This window comes from Acidaminobacter sp. (genome assembly GCF_030247605.1).
In the GTDB taxonomy this organism is placed as follows: domain Bacteria; phylum Bacillota; class Clostridia; order Peptostreptococcales; family Acidaminobacteraceae; genus Acidaminobacter.
In genome coordinates this window covers 1-18,746 of sequence record NZ_JAOTSB010000009.1, presented here as the reverse complement: position 1 = coordinate 18,746, position 18,746 = coordinate 1, and the positions used below count along the sequence as shown (strand labels likewise).

At 54.3% G+C, this 18,746-nt stretch carries 14 protein-coding genes; 13 read left to right on the top strand and 1 reads right to left on the bottom strand.

Annotated features, from left to right (window positions below):
• Positions 1 to 92 precede the first annotated feature (92 nt).
• Positions 93 to 470 carry a DUF7670 domain-containing protein gene (locus OEL90_RS06065; RefSeq protein ID WP_300687532.1) on the bottom strand — a complete coding sequence of 126 codons (378 nt, stop codon included), beginning with the start codon at positions 468 to 470 and terminating at the stop codon, positions 93 to 95.
• A 497-nt stretch (positions 471 to 967) separates the two neighbouring features.
• Here OEL90_RS06065 and OEL90_RS06060 point away from each other — a divergent pair, with 497 nt between their 5' ends.
• From OEL90_RS06060 to OEL90_RS06000, 13 genes are all read left to right on the top strand, one after another.
• Entirely contained in the window at positions 968 to 2,401 is a 1,434-nt protein-coding gene (locus tag OEL90_RS06060; protein WP_300687530.1) for a sigma-54 interaction domain-containing protein, read from the top strand.
• A 227-nt stretch (positions 2,402 to 2,628) separates the two neighbouring features.
• Entirely contained in the window at positions 2,629 to 3,666 is a 1,038-nt protein-coding gene (locus OEL90_RS06055) for an L-erythro-3,5-diaminohexanoate dehydrogenase (RefSeq protein ID WP_300687528.1), read from the top strand.
• A gap of 1,209 nt (positions 3,667 to 4,875) precedes the next feature.
• Positions 4,876 to 6,129 (top strand): lysine 2,3-aminomutase, encoded by a 1,254-nt coding sequence (gene ablA, locus OEL90_RS06050; protein ID WP_291400756.1) that lies wholly within the window; start codon positions 4,876 to 4,878, stop codon positions 6,127 to 6,129.
• A 159-nt stretch (positions 6,130 to 6,288) separates the two neighbouring features.
• Positions 6,289 to 7,329, top strand: a complete 1,041-nt coding sequence (locus OEL90_RS06045) for a hypothetical protein (protein WP_291400754.1) — start codon at positions 6,289 to 6,291, stop codon at positions 7,327 to 7,329.
• Positions 7,326 to 9,014, top strand: coding sequence for a MutS-related protein (locus OEL90_RS06040; RefSeq protein ID WP_300687527.1), 1,689 nt, complete (start codon positions 7,326 to 7,328; stop codon positions 9,012 to 9,014). Before OEL90_RS06045 ends, OEL90_RS06040 begins: the two co-directional genes overlap by 4 nt.
• A gap of 391 nt (positions 9,015 to 9,405) precedes the next feature.
• The gene (locus OEL90_RS06035) at positions 9,406 to 10,968 is read left to right on the top strand and encodes a lysine 5,6-aminomutase subunit alpha (protein WP_300687525.1); all 1,563 of its coding nucleotides are present in this window, start codon (positions 9,406 to 9,408) and stop codon (positions 10,966 to 10,968) included.
• Positions 10,969 to 10,970: 2 nt separating this feature from the next.
• Positions 10,971 to 11,759, top strand: a complete 789-nt coding sequence (locus tag OEL90_RS06030; protein ID WP_291400749.1) for an OAM dimerization domain-containing protein — start codon at positions 10,971 to 10,973, stop codon at positions 11,757 to 11,759.
• Between the two features lie 430 nt (positions 11,760 to 12,189).
• The gene (locus OEL90_RS06025; RefSeq protein ID WP_291400747.1) at positions 12,190 to 12,636 is read left to right on the top strand and encodes a hypothetical protein; all 447 of its coding nucleotides are present in this window, start codon (positions 12,190 to 12,192) and stop codon (positions 12,634 to 12,636) included.
• 191 nt (positions 12,637 to 12,827) lie between these two features.
• The gene (locus OEL90_RS06020) at positions 12,828 to 15,467 is read left to right on the top strand and encodes an ABC transporter substrate-binding protein (protein ID WP_300687523.1); all 2,640 of its coding nucleotides are present in this window, start codon (positions 12,828 to 12,830) and stop codon (positions 15,465 to 15,467) included.
• Positions 15,464 to 16,237 (top strand): Na-translocating system protein MpsC family protein, encoded by a 774-nt coding sequence (locus OEL90_RS06015; RefSeq protein WP_300687521.1) that lies wholly within the window; start codon positions 15,464 to 15,466, stop codon positions 16,235 to 16,237. The genes OEL90_RS06020 and OEL90_RS06015 overlap by 4 nt, the downstream gene beginning before the upstream one ends.
• 113 nt (positions 16,238 to 16,350) lie before the next feature.
• Positions 16,351 to 16,767 (top strand): nucleotidyltransferase substrate binding protein, encoded by a 417-nt coding sequence (locus OEL90_RS06010; RefSeq protein ID WP_291400741.1) that lies wholly within the window; start codon positions 16,351 to 16,353, stop codon positions 16,765 to 16,767.
• On the top strand, positions 16,754 to 17,128 hold the full coding sequence (locus OEL90_RS06005; RefSeq protein ID WP_291400739.1) for a nucleotidyltransferase domain-containing protein: 375 nt from the start codon (positions 16,754 to 16,756) through the stop codon (positions 17,126 to 17,128). The genes OEL90_RS06010 and OEL90_RS06005 overlap by 14 nt, the downstream gene beginning before the upstream one ends.
• Before the next feature lie 658 nt (positions 17,129 to 17,786).
• Positions 17,787 to 18,584, top strand: coding sequence for an FAD binding domain-containing protein (locus OEL90_RS06000; RefSeq protein WP_291400737.1), 798 nt, complete (start codon positions 17,787 to 17,789; stop codon positions 18,582 to 18,584).
• Positions 18,585 to 18,746 lie beyond the last annotated feature (162 nt).

The window sequence follows — 18,746 nt, the reverse complement described above, 5'->3', positions numbered from 1 at the left end:
AGTCCAGGTGATGAACACAGGCAAGCACAATGAGGTTATAACTAGGTCAACCTTATATTTTGCGCAACAGTATTCGTATTTAGTCAATGCGATTACCTGCTGACCGGATGGTGCTTCTCCCTCCAGTTCCTGTAATAGAGGAACCCAATCAGAAAGGCAGGACCCGCCAGCGTCAGACTCCAAGTCAAATTCATTGGAAATGGAACGCCGTTATAGATGGTAAAGCCAATGTAAACCAAACCTGCCAGGACAAAGACGACCGCCCCGACCAGCTCGTGTCTCCAGGCGACGATGGTAAGCCCAAGCAGGATCAATGCAGGTATGTTGTGCATAAATAGCCCAATAAGAATCTCTTTAAGCGTCGCTTCCGGAGTGATGACGTCCAGTGAGAACAGCATAAGAAATGCGACAAAAGCGAGGGAGAGCAGTCGTGGTGTCCAGTATTCAAATTTACTTATAGGTTGTGACATTTGAATGACCTCCTTGGGTCTTTAAATGACGATATAGCTTGTGACAAGGACTAAAATTGGGAATCAAGACGGGTGCGGCCGGAGTTACTCGCAATTTACACATTAAGTACACTTTATATATACCCACAATCCGGTGGGTTTTGCATGAATTCAGCGTTGGGGGCAGGCTGGAGCCATTGAATGATGGGTTCTCAGCCGCTGATTATTACAAGTATATTACAAAGCTCTGGCCCCGTTTCAAGTTTGGTGACAGTCACTCAGTTGAAAGTTGTCCGCGTCACCAATAAAAATTCAGAAACAATTTCACTAGGCGAAATCCTTTAAGTTGTGCTACACTACAAAGAGAGGGCTGCCGAAATTCCGGCGGCTCTGCGCCGGAATTTCGGCAGCCTTCCATCCGCGAAGCGGCCATCTCCCCCAAACCGCCAAAAAGACTTTCCGGTGACCATCGGCAGGGTCTTTGCAGTTACGATCCCCACCACCGAAAGGAGCGCGTCATGTTCAGCCTGATCGACGAAAAAAACCTCAGCATCATCCTGGATCATGTGTCGGACGGTATTCAGATCATTGACATTGAGGGGCGCCTAGTCTTCTGCAACAGGCTGGCGGCCATGCTTGACGATATTAACATTGAAAATTCCCTGGGCAAGCATCTCTTCGAAATCTATCCCTCGCTGGACGAGGAGAACAGCACCCTTTACAAAGTCCTGAGGACCGGCATCCCCATCTACAACCACGAGCAGACCTTCACCACCTACAAGGGTAAGAAGGTCGCCACCGTCAACACCACCCTGCCCGTCCGCAAGAACGGCCACCTGGTGGGCGCCATGGAGATCTCCCACGACGTGTCCGCCGTCATGGCCCTCAGCGAAAAGGTCGTCACCCTCCAGAACAAAATGTACGGGTCTAAAGACACCACCGCCTCGGACGACGCCCACTTCACCTTTGACGACATCATCACCCGCAACGCCCGCATGCTCACCGCCAAGTCCATGGCCATGAGGGCCGCCCGCATCGATTCTCCCGTCATGATCTGGGGCGACACCGGCACCGGCAAGGAGCTCTTTGTCCAGGCCATTCACAACGCCGGCGGCAGGAAGAAACGGCCGTTCATTGCCCAAAACTGCGCTGCGCTGCCGGCCTCCCTCCTGGAAGGCATCCTCTTTGGAACCACCAAGGGCGGCTTCACCGGCTCCACCGACCGCCCCGGCCTGTTCGAGACTGCGGATGGCGGCACGCTCTTCCTGGACGAAATCAACTCCATGCCTCTGGAGCTCCAGGGTAAGCTCCTGCGGGTCCTCCAGGACGGCACCTTCCGCCGCGTGGGCGATACCCGCACCCGCCACGTGGACGTCAAGCTCCTGACCGCCACCAACATTGAGCCACTGGAAGCTGTCCAGCTCGGCATGCTCCGCAGCGACCTCTATTACCGCCTCAACACCATCACCCTGCACCTTCCGAAGCTCGTCGACCGCCGGGATGACATCCCCCTTCTCGTCGAGCACTTCATCAGAAAATTCAACGACCGGCTCTACCTCAACGTCATGGGCCTCGACGAAGCCGCCTTTTCCGCCCTCATGCGCTACGACTGGCCCGGCAACGTCCGGGAGCTCGAGCACGTCATCGAGGGGGCCATGGGCATGATGGAAGGCCGCGAAATCACCCTGGACGACCTGCCCCAGTCCCTTCAGCGCGCTGCCCGGGAGCGCCACAGAAGCACAACCTCAGAGACCAATACCAGATTGCCGATGGTCACAGCCCTCGCCAACCTCGAAGCGGAGTACATCGAGGAGGCTATGACAGTGACGGGGGGCAACATCACCCGTGCCGCGGAGCTGCTGGAAATGCCCCGTCAGACCCTGCAGTCAAAGCTGAAAAAGATGAGGGAAAGCGAAAGTGCCGAAAATTCGGCGGCTGGAAGCGTGAAATAGGTAAAATGTGGTGGTTTGCTGGGTGGGGTGACCATCGGCAGAAGAGTTTTTCAAAAGTGGAAAAGAAATTTTGAGTGGTAGAAACGTTGAAAATTAGAGCTTTGAAGGGAATCCCGAGTCCTAGATCCGGGATTTCGTTATTTTTTTGGCATACCAATTGCAATATAGAACCCCGACATACACAAACCAGGTGTTCGCACCTAATTCCATTAGCGGGGGTACATAAAATGAAAACAGGTTGCAAATTTGGTACACACAGAGTCCTCGAACCGGTCGGCACACTGCCGCAGCCGGCACTCAAAATCGATAACACCATGGAGATCTACGACAATGAGATTTTGATCGACGTTCAGACCCTCAACATTGACTCTGCCAGCTTTACGCAGATCAAGGAGCAGGCGGGCGGCGACCTTGCGAAAATTGAAGAAATCATGACGGGCATTGTCGCGGCGCGCGGCAAGCACCACAACCCGGTCACCGGCAGCGGCGGCATGCTGATTGGCACGGTCAAGGAAATTGGCCCTGCCCTTGCGGGCAAGATCGACCTGAAGGTCGGCGACAAGCTGGCGACGCTGGTATCCCTTTCCCTTACTCCGCTGAAGATCAACAAGATCAAGGAAATCCGCAAGGACATTGACCAGGTGGACATCGATGGTCAGGCGATCCTCTTCGAGAGCGGCATCTACGCGAAGCTTCCGGAAGATATGCCGCAAAACCTTGCCCTTTCTGTCCTCGACGTCGCTGGCGCGCCTGCGCAAACTGCGAAGCTCGTCAAAGAAGGCGACACGGTCCTCGTTCTGGGCGGCGCTGGCAAGTCCGGCATGCTGTGCCTCTACGAAGCGAAGAAAAAAGCGGGCCCAACCGGCAAAGTCATTTGCTACGGCCGCAGCGAGAAGTCCATGGAGCGCGTGAAGCGCGCAGGCCTTGCCGATGTTCTCATCACCGGCGACGCAACCAAACCAGTTGAGATCCTCGAAAAAGTCCGCGAAGCCACTAACGGCGAAATGTGCGACGTTACCATCAACTGCGTCAACATTACTGGCACAGAGATGTCCAGCATCCTGGCGACAAAAGACACTGGCGTGATCTACTTCTTCTCCATGGCGACCAGCTTCACGGCAGCCGCACTTGGCGCTGAGGGTGTGGGCATGGATACGACGATGATCATCGGCAACGGCTACACCAAGGGCCATGCGGAGTGCGCGCTCAACTGCATGAGGGAGAGCGAAGTGCTACGTGAAATTTACACAGAGCTGTATGCTTAATATTTTCTGCGGAGGCAGAAAATATTAAGCATACTGGTAATAGATTTGCGGAGCAGACAGCGCAGCGAATCTATTACAGTGGTGTGTGTCTCGTGAGGTGAAGGAAGGACAAGGAAGGAAAATGGTGCTTTTTCGTACCTTAAGCGTAACTTACACCTTCTTCTTTCCCGTACCTGTCACCGTTTTTGAAGTTAATGAAGTTATTTTTGCTGAAAGCTAGTAATTTCAATCTTATCAAGTTTGTTTAACGTCGCTGTTCCGAAAAATGTACCAGGTACGGTTCGGAAGTTGTCGGCGGCCGACGCAATTATTTCAAATGTAATTTTGTCAAATCAGAGACTTGGGAATGCGGATGTGGGATGCAAGGAAGGAAAATGGCGCTGCGCGCCGTTTTCCTTCAACTGAATCAAGCGGAAGGCAATCAGCGCGGAGCGCCGATTGCCCTCCATGGTTGTTTAGGACGGAGGTCGCCTGCTGGATGGCGAGATTAAGCAAATCGCTTACATGTTGCAACTGCTTCAAATTGTAATCTAGGCAAAATGTGTAACTATTATGCAGCAGCAGGGAATGTACGTGTAGGCGAAAAACCCAACCCGACCGTGAGCCAACGCTTTCAGCAAAGCTGAAAGCATTGGCGATGGTAAGCGATTTGCCAGCAAATCGCTTACATGTTGCAACTGCTTCAAATTGTAATCTAGGCAAAATGTGTAACTATTATGCAGCAGCAGGGAATGTACGTGTAGGCGAAAAACCCAACCCGACCCTGCCGTGCTTTACCCGAAGCAGCACGTCTTAATCTGCTGCAGCATAATAGTGACAACCGAGAACACCGAAGCAAGCAGCACCCGTCAGGCTGTAACCGCGTTTGGCATAAATGTACCACCTGCCACCCTGCCAGGCCACCTCCGAAGCATACATAAGCGGAATCCGCGAAGTCGCAGCTCGAAGCGCTCCACCCAAGCGCCGCGAGCGATCTTACAGAAGCTTTCCCGAGCTCATTTGAACCATAACTATGTTCATACAACAGCATTTACCTTTGGGGTCTAAGTGGGCTTGAGTGACCATCGGCGACCCCTATAGTCATTTGGAGCTGTCTGTGGTGAAACCGCCAAAGGCGGGCTCTATCACAATGAAAACACACCTAATCAAAATCATTAAGCATTACCAACACTTACACGATCCCCACCCATCAGAAGGAGGCCATTCCAAGTGAAGTATTACAACGAGATCGAGCTCTGGAAAGACGTCACCGAGGCGCAATGGAACGACTGGCATTGGCAGGTCCGCAACCGGATCACGACGCTGGAGGACCTGAAGAAGGTCATCAACCTGACGCAGGAAGAGGAAGAGGGGATCACGAAGTCCCTGGAGATCCTGCGAATGGGGATCACGCCTTACTACGCGTCGCTCATGGACAAGAACGATCCTGGCTGTCCGGTGCGCATGCAGGCGGTACCGACCATTCACGAGACCCACAAAAGCGCCGCGGACATGGACGACCCGCTTCACGAGGACGCGGACTCTCCAGCGCCGGGGCTGACGCACCGTTACCCGGATCGCGTGCTGTTCCTGATCACGGATATGTGCTCCATGTACTGCCGTCACTGTACGCGCCGCCGTTTCGCGGGGTCCCAGGACCAGCAGTCGCCTATGGACAATATCAATAAAGCCATTGAATACATCAGAAACACGCCGGTGATCCGCGACGTGCTCCTTTCCGGGGGCGACGCGCTGCTCGTGTCGGACGAGACGCTGGAATACATCATCAAGAAGCTCAGAGAGATCCCTCACGTTGAAATTATCCGGATCGGTTCCCGCGTACCTGTGGTTATGCCGCAGCGGATCACGGACGATCTGGTCAATATGCTGAAGAAGTATCACCCAATCTGGCTGAACACGCACTTCAACCACTCCAAAGAGGTGACACCGGAGTCGAAGGAAGCCTGCCGCAAGCTGGCGGACGCCGGCGTGCCGCTGGGCAACCAGTCCGTGCTCCTTCGCGGGGTCAACGACTGCGTTCACGTCATGAGAGACCTGGTCCACAACATGGTCAAGATGCGCGTGAGACCTTATTACATTTATCAGTGCGACCTTTCTGTGGGCATCGAGCATTTCCGTACGCCGGTGTCGAAGGGGATTGAGATTATTGAAGGCCTTCGCGGCCATACGTCCGGGTATGCGGTGCCGACTTTTGTCGTGGACGCGCCGGGTGGCGGCGGCAAGATTCCGGTCATGCCGCAGTATCTGATCTCCATGTCGCCTGAGCGCGTGGTCCTCAGAAACTACGAGGGCGTTGTGACGACTTATACCGAGCCGTCGCCTTATCAGGAAGTCTGCCACTGCGACGTGTGCCAGGGCAAGCGCGCCCATAAGGTCACGGGCGTGGGCGGCCTCCTTCAGGGCAACCAGGTCAGTCTGGAGCTCAAGGAGCTGGACCGTTACAAGCGTACCCATCACGAGTAATCCGTTAAAAAGCGCTGGGGGGCCGATGACAGCGGAAATACCCCCATTCGCGGCATAGCAGCTTCGATTGCCGCGGGGGCCATTGCCACTGTGGTCGGCTTCCCAGCGTTTCAATTATTGAGTATGAACCTACACTTTTGTGCACAGGAGGTGACACACATGTCCATTCTGGATCTGATCCGAGGCAACTATCGCGTTGTGTCGGTGGTTGGCATGGCCAAGAATGCCGGGAAGACGTCTGCTCTGAATGATATTTTGTACAGCGCGTTTGACGCGGGGATTAGGCTGGGGCTAACGTCCATCGGCAGAGACGGGGAACGGGTGGATGTGGTCACGTGCACGGAAAAACCCATGATTTACATAGAGCGGGGCACGCTGATCGCCACTGCGGAGAGTCTGTTTCACTGTTCGGAGGCGAAGCTGGAGGTCCTGGAGATGACGGATTACCAGTCGTCCCTGGGGCGGATTGTCATTGCCCGGGCGGTGAGCAGCGGCAACGTGGAGATTGGCGGGCCGGTGACGAACCAGGAGATCCGGGCGGTGTCGGAGCGGATGCTGGCGTTTGGCGCGGAGCTGGTGCTGGTGGACGGGGCTCTGGACCGGGTGTCCAGCGCGTCGCCGGCCATCACGGACGCGACGATTCTGTCGACTGGGGCGGTGCTGAGCCGGGACATGAACAAGGTGATCGAGCAGTCGATTCACCGGGTGCACCTGCTGCAGCTGGAAACGCTTCAGGATCCGGTGGTGCGGCTGCTGGCGGAGGAGTGTCTTGCGGAGCGGCAGATCGCGGTGATTGACGATGCGTTCGAGGTCAGGCCTGTGGAAGCCAAGACGGCCCTGGGGGCGGGCATCAAGATTGCCGAGGTGCTGGATGAGCACGCGCGGTATATTGTGCTGCCGGGGTCCCTGGTGACGAAGACTATGCGGGACCTGCTGGCGGCCAGCAGTCATTTCAAGGCGGTGACGCTTATTGTCCGGGATGCCACGAAGATATTTGTGGACGCCCGGGACTGGCAGCTGTTTAAGCGGGCCGGGCTCAGCGTCAAGGTCCTGGATCCCATCCGGGTGCTGGCTGTGACCATCAATCCCTACGCGCCACAGGGCTACTACTTTGATCCCAAGACCTTCAGGCGGCGCATGTCAGAGGACTTGCGGCCTATTCCGGTCTTCGATGTCATGGAAGGGGAGTCTGATCTATGAAGCCCTTCAGTCCTGAAGTGATTAAAAATTTGGATCTGGATGACATTTTCAGCCGCATAGTGGTGCATACGCCTTATGGGGAGTCGGAAAAGAAGGCTATGACGCCTTATGGACCGGAGGAAGCCACGGCGCTGATCGCAGAGCTTGATAATGTCGAACGGATCACGGAACTTATTCGTGCCAACCGCTATGCTTTTGTGGACATGCGGGGCACGTTTTCGCGCGTCAAGGATCTGCGGGGGACGTTTCTGCGGCTGAAGGCGGGGGAAGTCCTGGTGGTGACGGAGCTCTTCGAAGTGAAGATGCTGTCGCTGGCTATGAAGAAGCTGTCGGAAACGGCGGTGCTTCTTAAGGGACGTCTGCCTCTTGACGCCACGGTGCACGCGCTGCCGGAAGTGGACCAGCTGCTGGATCCTGCGGGCGTTGGCACGCCGACTTTTTATATTTATGATGATTACGCTGAGGAACTGAGGGGCGTTCGGGCGCGCTTAAGAGAACTCGAGGATCAGATTATGCTGGAGCGTAAGCGCATCCGGGCTGGGCTGGAAGAGCGGCTGGGGGTCAAAGTCCGGCCGAGCGGCGAACTGGCCGTGGGCAAGGATGACCGGGCGCTGATTGAACGGCTGAACGCTGAGCCCGACCTGGTTTACAGCGCTGAGACTTATGTGAATATTACTTACAGATTAAGAGGCAATGATGCCATTGACCACATGTGCTCCCTGGTGGAGGATCTGCGGGCGGAGGAGGAGTCTGAGGAGTTTGAGGTTCGAAAGACCCTGTCTCAGGCGCTCCGGGAGCTGCTGCCTTATCTGGAGGAGAACGTTAAGGCGATTGGGCGGCTGGATCTGCTGGCGGCCAAAGGCTACTTCGCCATAGGCTTCGACTGCGTCCGGCCGGACATTATCCCGCCGAAGACAGGGGCGGCTGAGGGACTGGCTTCCGGGGTTCTGGAAATCTTTGAAGGCCGTCACCTCAAGGTCGAGCAGCAGATTAAGAAGGCCAAGGACAGCGGTTCTGAAGGCGGAAGATATACGGCGGTCAGCCTGGGTCTGACCCCGGGTGTCACCTGTATTACCGGCGCCAACATGGGCGGCAAGACGGTGACCCTGAAGATGGTGGGCATGCTGACAGCTGTAGCCCAGTATGGATTGTTTGTACCGGCCAAGGCCATGCGGCTGACGCCGCGGGCGTTTATTTACACCTCCATAGGGGATCTGCAGGACGTGGATCAGGGGCTCAGCACCTTTGGCGCGGAAATCCTGAAAGTGTCCGAGGCGGTGAAGCTGTCATGCGGGCCTGGTTTGATTCTGATTGATGAGCTGGCCCGGGGGACGAACCCCAAAGAGGGCTTTGCCATTTCCATGGCCATTGTAAACCATTTAAAGCGGGCGTCTGCCATGACGCTGATTACGACCCACTTTGACGGCCTGGCGGATGCCAGGGACGTCAGGCACCTTCAGGTGCTGGGACTGAGCTTTGTTGATTTTAAGTCCGTGATGCTGGAGATGGAAAACGATCCCGGGAAGGGGATCGAGCTTCTCAAGCGCTCCATGGACTACCGGCTGAAGGAAATCCATTCGCCGGAAGAGGTGCCAAAGGACGCGATTCAGATCGCCGCCCTGATGGGCCTGGATGAAAAGATATTGGAAGAGGCGCGAAAGGTTCTTGTCACGCCGAGAGGTTGAGCAGTGGAGTTGGTGTAAATTTACACTAAGCTCTGGCACCGAAATGAACTTGGTGACAGGTACCGAAACAGAGTTGGTGTCAGACACCAAAACAAACTTGGTGTCAGACACCAAAACAAACTTGGTGACAGACACCGAAACAAACTCAGTGTCAGACACCGAAACAAACTCAGTGTCAGACCCCAACTCAGACTCAGTGCCTGCGGCTTGCGCCTTTTGCCCCCCCCCAACCCCAAAACCGTTCCAATCACCCAAAACACCCCGCACCACCCCACCAACCCACGGAACCAACAAAAGAACCAACAAAAGACCCAACAAAAGACCCAACAAAAGACCCAACAAAAGACCCAACAATAGACCCAACTAACGAACCAAAGAGGAGTGAACATCCATGCAGAAAAACAAGCTGAACCTGGACTTTGGCCTGGTGGCAGAAGCCCGGCAGTCCGCAGCCCGAATTGCGGCGGACATCCAGCCGTTTATAGATCAGCATTCCAGCGTCACCGTCGAGCGCACCGTCGCGAGACTTCTCGGCATCGATGGCATCGATGAGCTGGAGCGCCCGCTGCCGAACATCATGATCGAAGCCATCAAGAAGGAAGGCGGCCTCCCGCTGGGCGCAGCCTACTGGATTGGCCGCGCCATGCTGGCCACCGGCAAGACCCCTCAGGAAATCGCAGAAGGCGTCGCGGCAGGTGAAATCGAGCTCGCCAAGCTCCCTGAGAAATCCGTCGAGGACATCCAGGCGGCAGTGAACAAAGTCGCGGTCAAAACCGTGGAGCGCATCCGCGCGAACCGGGCGCACCGCGAAGACTTCATCAAAAATGTAGGCGAAGGCCCGAAACCATACCTTTACGTCATCGTCGCCACAGGCAACATTTACGAGGATGTCCTCCAAGCCCAGGCAGCAGCCAGACAAGGTGCGGACGTCATCGCCGTCATCCGCACCACCGCCCAGTCCCTCCTGGACTACGTGCCGTACGGTCCAACCACCGAAGGCTTCGGCGGCACCTACGCCACCCAGGAAAACTTCCGCATCATGCGCCGCGCCCTGGACGAAGTGGGCAACGAAGTCGGCCGCTACATCCGCCTCTGCAACTACTGCTCAGGCCTCTGCATGCCGGAAATCGCCGCCATGGGCGCCCTCGAGCGCCTGGACGTCATGCTCAACGACGCCCTTTACGGCATCCTGTTCCGCGACATCAACATGCAGCGCACCCTGGTCGACCAATATTTCTCCAGGATCATCAACGGCTTTGCCGGCATCATCATCAACACCGGTGAGGACAACTACCTGACCACAGCCGATGCTGTCGAAGAGGCACACACCGTCCTGGCCAGCCAGTTCATCAACGAGCAGTTTGCCCTCCGCGCAGGGCTCCCAGAAGAGCAAATGGGACTCGGCCACGCCTTCGAGATGAATCCAAACCTCAAGGACGGCTTCCTCCTCGAATTGTCCCAGGCCCAGATGGCACGGGATATCTTCCCTAAAGCACCTCTGAAGTACATGCCGCCGACCAAATTCATGAACGGCAACATCTTCAAAGGCCACGTCCAGGACGCGCTCTTCAACATGGTCTCCATCATGACCAACCAGGGCATCCAGCTTCCGGGCATGCTGACAGAAGCCATCCACACGCCGCTGCTCCAGGACCGCGCCCTCTCCATTGAAAACGCCCGCTACATCTTCAACAATATGCGCAGCATCAGCGACGAAATCGAGTTCAAAGAAGGCGGCATGATCCAGAGCCGCGCTCAGGCGGTGCTCGCGGACGCGGCGGCAATGCTCAAGGACATCGAGCAGGAAGGCATCATGTCCACCATTGAAAAAGGCAAGTTCGCCGGCGTCAAGCGCCCTATGAACGGCGGCAAAGGCCTGGACGGCGTCGTCGTCAAAGACGCCCTGTACTTCAATCCGTTTATTGAACTCATGCTTGGAAAGGAGGGTGAATAATAATGTCTGCCGATGGTCGTTCAACCACATCCACCACAGCACATTCCACCATTGACCTCACCAAAATCAAGCCTTATGGCGATACCCTCAACGATGGCATGATGCAGTTCAGCTTCACACTCCCGGTGCCTTACTCCGACGAAGCCCGCGAAGCCGCCCGCCTCTATCTCCTCAAGATGGGCGTCGATGAGCCTCAGATCAGCCACTACGAAGACCTGGGCGTAGGCTACACCTTCTTCGTGTGCTACGGCAAAGGCACCCACACCGTAGACTTCACCAAGATCGAAGTGCCAAAAGTCGACGTCGAGGTCATGGACAAGTATGGCGTTGAGGATTACATCAAGGAAAACATCAAGCGCCCGGTCGTCATTGTAGGCGCCTGCACCGGCACGGATGCCCACACTGTCGGCATCGACGCCATTATGAACATGAAAGGCTACGATGGCCACTACGGCCTCGAGCGCTACGAAGGCATTGAAGCCTACAACCTGGGCTCTCAGATGCCTAACGAGGAATTCCTGGCGAAGGCGATCGAACTGAACGCTGACGCCGTGATTGTCTCCCAGGTCGTCACCCAGAAGGACGTTCACATCCCGAACCTGACCAACCTGATTGAGCTCATTGAGGCAGAAGGCCTCCGAGACAAGCTGGTGGTCGTCGCCGGCGGTCCGAGGATCAGCCATGAGCTGGCAAAGGAAATTGGCTACGATGCAGGCTTCTCCACCGGCACTTACGCGGAGCACGTGGCAACCTTTGTCGTGACGCAGATGGTGCAGCGGGGTTTGGTATAATTCAAATACATGGAAGGGAAACCGGTAAGAGCGCCGGTTTCCCTTTTTTTATTTATGACAGAAACTGGGTGTCAGACACCCGGTTTGCCTCAACTGAAACTGGGTGTCAGACACCCGGTTTACCTCAACAGAAACTCGGGGTCGATAGGCGCTAGCCGAAGACACCCAGTTTTCCCTGCTCATCCCCCCACCATCCGCATTCCTCAATTTTCTAAAATTCCGTGAACAAAATTGAAATTTCACTTTCCGATTAATGGTAAATAAGGTATCATTAAAAGCAAATGAGAGTGGATTAACATAACTCGTAGCGTGGAATACGTTACATGGAATGCATCCGACCATTGACAATAGGCACATAATACCCTCAACCACACTACTTCATCCCAACAGAACGTCGCCCAATCCATCAACCAGACGAGGTGATCCACCCATGCAGCAGGAAACTACGCGACCAAGACGAGGTCTGGCACTGTACATGTCCATCCTCTCCGCGTTCGCCATCGAATTATTGACGTTTTTGGAATTTAGACACACGGCACTGTTTTTTGCGGTCTGGACAGTGATTTTTGCACTGCTCACGATTTGGGAGATCATCCATGAGACCAAGCGCTCGAAAAAGCCCGAGGAAGGCCGGGGCGAAAGCCTGCTGCCGAGCGGTCAAAAGCCCATTTCCATCATTGACCTCGATCAGGTGAAAGAGGAAGAGACAAAACCTGAGCGCCCTGCAGAAGCTTCCGTAAAAGGCTTCCGTCTCAGAAACCGGATCTCGCACCTGGTTGATCTGGAGGAATATCTCCTGGTAGTGTCCTTTGCGATCATTTCCGTTCTCAATCTGGTGCTCATGATTGGCGTTGGGGCCTTTGGACTTTCACTGTAGGAACTTATATCCATGAACCCTGAAACAGACAATATCGAGCCATATCAAAATAAAAGCCTGAAGGGGCTTTTTCTTTTTTTGAGCATTCCCCCAATTTCAGATATAATAAATGCGATAACATAAATGCGACAACATAAATCCTTACAATTCACCTCAATTGTAATAAACTCTGTGAAAGGCGGCGGGGATCCATGTTCAGACCAATCAAATGCCTCATCTTGCTTCTGATCCTTAACGCCCTCCTGATCCCGGCAGCCACGCCTGCATTCGCAGGGAGCGAAGACAAACTGGACAAAGTCGTCCTCCAGCTCAGATGGGACCCTCAGTTCCAGTTTTCGGGCTATTATCAGGCCCTCTGGCAGGGCTATTACGAAGAGGAGGGCCTTGAGGTCGAGATCCGCCATGGCTTCGATGAGCGAAGACAGGTGCTGCGCCCCACCGATGAGGTCATCAGCAGCCGCGCCGACTTTGGCGTAGGCACCTCGGATATCCTGCTTGACATGGGCAATAATCAGCTTAAGATAGTCGCTTCCTTCTTCCAGAAGAGCCCAACGGAGTTTTACATGCTGGCCGACACCCCCTTCGAAGGGATCGAGGACTTCAACACCCTGAATGTCGCCCGCAGACTCGACGACACCCTGGACCTGGAGCTCCAGGCCATGATGATCTCCCGTGGTATTGTGCCGGATGACGCCAAGCTGCGAAGCGCTTCCATGAGCATAGCCTTTGAAGACCTCCTGACCGGCCGGTTTGACGTGATTCCCAGCTACCTGGGCACCATGGGCTACTACGCCGCCAGGGAAGGGATCGACGTCCGCGTGATTCGTCCCATCGACTACGGCATAGACTTTTACGGGGACTCCCTGTTTACATCGACCCGGCTTGTGGTCTCAAATCCTGATCTGGTGGAGCGCTTTCGAAGAGCCACTATCAAGGGTTGGGAATACGCGCTGAAAAATCCGGATGTAACTTCAATAACCATAAGCCGGGAGCACCCCCGACAGGACATGGATCAAACGGAGCACACCCAGTACAACCGTTTTCAAGCCGAGGTCGTTCAGGACCTGATGCTGTATCCGGTCGTGGCCATAGGCAACCTGAACCCCCTGCGCTGGGATCATATGCAGCAGTCCCTCAAAGAACTGGGGTTCATGGCGGAGACGTATCCCATTGATTCCATTCTGTTTGATTATAAGGCCATTCTTGAAGCCAACCGGATTGAGGACACGGAAAAGCGTCAGGGGCAAATCATAGCTTTTGTCATTCTTCTGGTGGTGCTCATGGTGCTTTTTCTCTTCGTGCGCAACCGGGAGCTGAACGACGAGATCGCCGAGCGCCTCAAGGCGGAAGCGACGCTGTCCCGTTCCTACGCCCGCCACCAGTCCATCTTTGACAACGCCGTCCTGGCCATCACCATGGCAGACATGAATGGCACAATCCTTCAGGCCAACGGAACCTGGGCCAGACAGATTGGCTATCCGCTCGAAGAGCTGATTGGAATGAACATACTGGACCTGGTGGATCCAAACTCCAGAGACCAGGGCTCAGAAGAGCTTTCAGCCCTTGCCGATGGTCATCTGAACGAAATCGAGATCGAACGCACTTACGTCCGCAAAGACGGCACCCTGCTCCACGCCCGGGTCTTCATGACGCGGATCAAGGACCCTGAAACGGACGAAATGGTCAACCTGGCCATGATCGAGGACATCACCTGGGACCTCTTTGAGGAAGAGGCCGTCCGACGGAGCGAAGCCCGCTTCCGAGCCATAGTCGACGACATTGCCGCGGAAATTGGACCGGAGGCTATCAAACCTCTGGATTCCCTGGAAGTCCTGGACGTCCCGGGCAGAGAGCGCCTCAGCCTCAAGCTGGAGCAGATCAACCTGGAGCTCGAGCGGCTCTTTAAAAAGGAACTGGACGAGAACCGCCAGAAAGAGGCTCTGATCGCCCATCAAGGCAGACTTGCAGCAACCGGCGAAATGGTCGCCAACATTGCCCACCAGTGGCGCCAGCCTCTCAACAACCTGTCCCTGATCCTCAGCAATCTGGAGGACGGCTTCCATTACGGCGATCTCCATCCGGACGAGCTCACCAAGGCCATTGAAAAATCCAAGCGTCTCATCAAGAAAATGTCGGAAACCATAGATGACTTCAGAGACTTTTTAAAGCCGGACAGCACTCCGGTAGTCTTCTCGCCTCAGGAAGAAATCGAAACCGTTCTGGATCTGCTGGAGGAGAACCTCCGTTTCAACAAAGTGAAGGCCAGCATCCATGCCCGAGCCGCCTTCGAACTGGCGGGCTCCAGACAGGGCTTCTCCCAGGTGCTCTTCAACCTGGTCACCAATGCCATTGATGCCATGGCTATGGCGGGCACGTCTGTGGATCAAAGGTTTATAGACATCGAGCTCACTGCCCCCGATGATTGCGGCTGTCTCAGTGATCAGGGCAGCCCGGTCACGGCACTGGAACTCACTGCACCCAATCTGCCAAAACCGGATGCCTGCTGCGGGATCATTGTCCGAGACTCCGGCCCCGGCGTGCCTGAAGCGCTAAAGGACGACATTTTCAACGTCTACTTCACGACCAAGACCGGCGGCAAAGGCACCGGCCTGGGTCTGTATATCGCGAAATCCATTATTGAGAATCAGTTTGGCGGCCAGCTGATTCTGCAGGAGAGTAATGCGGCCGGCGCCAGCTTTGCCATCCGGATCCCGGCGAAGGCTGTGGTCCTGGCAAACGCGGGACAAGCAGACAACGCCGCCGCTGGGGAGACTGCCGCGCGACCATCGGCAAAGCCCAATCTTGAGCCCTTAAGGAGTGAGACCCCATGACCCAAGGCACCCCATCCCTGCTTTCCCACATCCGGCTTCTTTACGTGGAGGACGAAGCGGATACCCGGGAGGAGTTTTCGAAATTTCTGAAGCGCCGGGTCGGCAAGCTGATTACCGGCGAGAATGGCCAGGATGGCCTGAAGCGCTTTGAGGAGCAGCTGCCGGACATCATCCTGACAGACCTGCGCATGCCGGGCATGACGGGTCTTGAGATGGTGCGGGCGCTGCGGGAGAAGGGATACAGGACGCCGGTCATCATCCTGAGCGCCCTGTCGGACAGCGACACAATTCTGGAAGCGGTGGACCTGGGTATTGTTAAATATCACGTAAAGCCGGTGGACACCACAGTCCTTGTGACGCAGCTCGAAGCATTGGCGGAACAGGTGCTGAAGGCCTCGGTGCGCACGACGCTGATTGCCAATCAGCTGGTGGATCTGGAGCAAAAGCAGGCTCTGGAAAAATCCCTGAGGGGGGAGATCTCCGCGCTGATCAAGGAGCGCAGCGGCAAAGGCCCGCGGGACCTCCAGGCTTTTATTCACGGCAGCACCGTTGAAATCACCGCCCGCGGCACTCTCACCGCCCTCGAAAAAACCATTCTGAACAACCGCCAGAATACCAAGCTCGTCGAGTACAGCCGCCGGGTCTTCTACCTGGAGTCCTGCCACGAGCTCGAAGCTGCCGTCACCGGCCTGCTGGGCGTCCCCTGCGTGCTGGAGGACATCGTCATTGACAGTGTCCACGAGGTGGATCAGCTGACGTTTAAATTTTAGGGCGTTTGGGCCGATGGTTGGTTATCATAAATCACCATAGAAGGATGATAAGAAGAGGTCACTGCTGAGTTTGAAAGGGATGGATCTACGGTTCATTGGAGGGAGAAAATCAAATGACAGATTTAAAAGTCGTCAGATGGAAGCAGAGATTTGCAAATTTTGAGCTATCCTACAAACTTCTAGAAAAATATATTGGAGCCCCAATTGATAACGAGCTGGAACGCGCCGGGGTCATTCAATTTTTTGAAGTCTCCTTTGAACTCGCCTGGAAAGTGCTAAAAGATTATCTTGAGGCTCAGGTATTTCAGGTTAATAGTCCGAGAGAAGTAATTAAAACAGCGTTTCAGGCAGGAATTATTGAAAATGGACATGTCTGGATCGACGCCCTCACAGATCGAAATTTGACAGTTCATACTTATGACCCTAAGCTTGCAGAAAAAATGATCACAGACATTGCCGAAATATACTTCCCAGAACTGAAAAAGCTGTATGAGAAGCTGAGCGGAGAGGTTGAAAATGTGGAAGAATGAAAAGAGTGGACTCTTAGACAGAGATTTTACTTATATTCTAGAGGCTGCTAAGAAGGATCCGAATATTGAGGAACTCGTTCTCTTTGGAAGCAGGGCAATGGGGAATTACAAACCGGGATCTGATGTGGATCTGGCAGTGAAGGGTGAAATTATTGACCGTTCCACCATTCGCAGATTGAGTGAATGTCTTAATGAAGAACTGCCGCTTCCATATTTTTTTGATGTCCTGGATTATAACACCATTGAAAATGAAATGCTAAAAACACACATTGACAGATTTGGCGTGGTCATCTATCAAAAAAACAAAGATTATCAAGCTGAGTTTTTTAAGGCCGGTCTGGTCAGAGAGAAAAATCTTTGAATTCACACAGACAATCAAAGAGGTGAAGTTAACGAGAGCTAGCCGATGGTTCTTCAAACTCCGACTTTTCAGTCAATTCCTGCAATAGTCGTCGACGCCTTTGTGTCTTTTTAACAACGAAAAATGATGAACCGTCCTATTTAGGCCTTCAATTGTATTGACAATTTGTAGTCACGGACGTATAATAATCCCGTGGTTCGGGGAAACGCCATGTTCACCGAAAAACATCCAACTTCAATAGCATTGCTGGATCGTGCTTGAGAATCTTTAAGTCTTAAACAAGTCAGCTCAGGGTATATATACCTTGCGCTGACTTTTATTTTTGAGTCTTTCGCCGGCCGGACAGGCTGCGGGCGCTAAGCCGAGCGCTGCTAACTGAAAAGCCGCTTAAAAGAATGATGTCATGCCCCCCATGACGCACTCGCGGACGGATCTGGTATTTCAAACCGGTCCATCCGGCGAAGGATTCAAAGAAACGACTTATAAGCGACACGCTGCGGCGTTGCTGCGTAAATTGTGCTCACTCACATACCTCAATGTATGCTCGAATCGCCCAATTTACGCGCGCCTTGCATCGCGTGCTTCTAAGCCGTTTCACTTACATCATTGCAGTTGGTAAAGTAATCCCACGCAACTTCATTTAGAGGAGGATTTGTTCATGCTCACGATTCGCGAATACGCCCGTCCCCAAACCATGGACGAGGCCATGACACTTCTGAAATCCAACAAGAAGTCTCAGGTCCTCGGCGGTGGCATGCTAATGCTGAAGCTTGGCGACAAAACGATTGACCTCGCAGTGGACCTTGTTGACCTCGGCCTCGACTACATAAAACCCATCGAAAACGCCGTGGAAATTGGCGCTATGGCGACCTTCCGCAGCATCGAAACGGATCCTTACCTAAAGAACTGCTTCTCCGGCATGTGGTCTGACGCCATGAAGTATATCGTCGGCGTCCAGTTCCGAAATCTTGCTACTCTGGGCGCGACCGCCTACAGCAAGTACGCTTTCTCTGACCCTAATACGGCTCTTCTAGCCCTCGACGCCGAGCTCGTCATGTACGGCGACCGCCGCATGGCCTTCAATGAATTCCTGGCAAAGCGCAAGCGCCGCTTTGACATCCTTGAAAAAATTGTCATCAAGAATCCTGAAACCACGAAGGCCGCTTTCGACTCCATCCGCCGTTCCAAGGGCGACTTTGCTGTTATAAACGCCGCCGCCTCAGTCTGCGACGGCCAGTACCGTATCTCCGTTGGGATCCGCCCGCGCGTGGCTAAGCTCGCGACTGGCGCCATGGCTTACCTGAACGAAAATGGCCTTACCCCAGAGACCGCTAAAACCGCCGCCAAAATGGCTGCCGATGAGCTCGATTTCGCCACCAACCTCCGAGCATCCGGAGAATACCGCAAAGCCGTCGCCCCAGCGCTGATCGAGCGCGTTCTGCTCAAACTGCTTTAGGCCTAAGGAGGATCAGTTCTTATGAATATAACTTTGACCTAGATTCTACGTGCAATCTACTCATATAACCCTTTAAGCAAGTATTTATAATCGTTAAGCCAAAACCATTCTTTCACCCAATGGGTGAAAGAAAATTGCAGCAAATTAACATCTATTTGTATG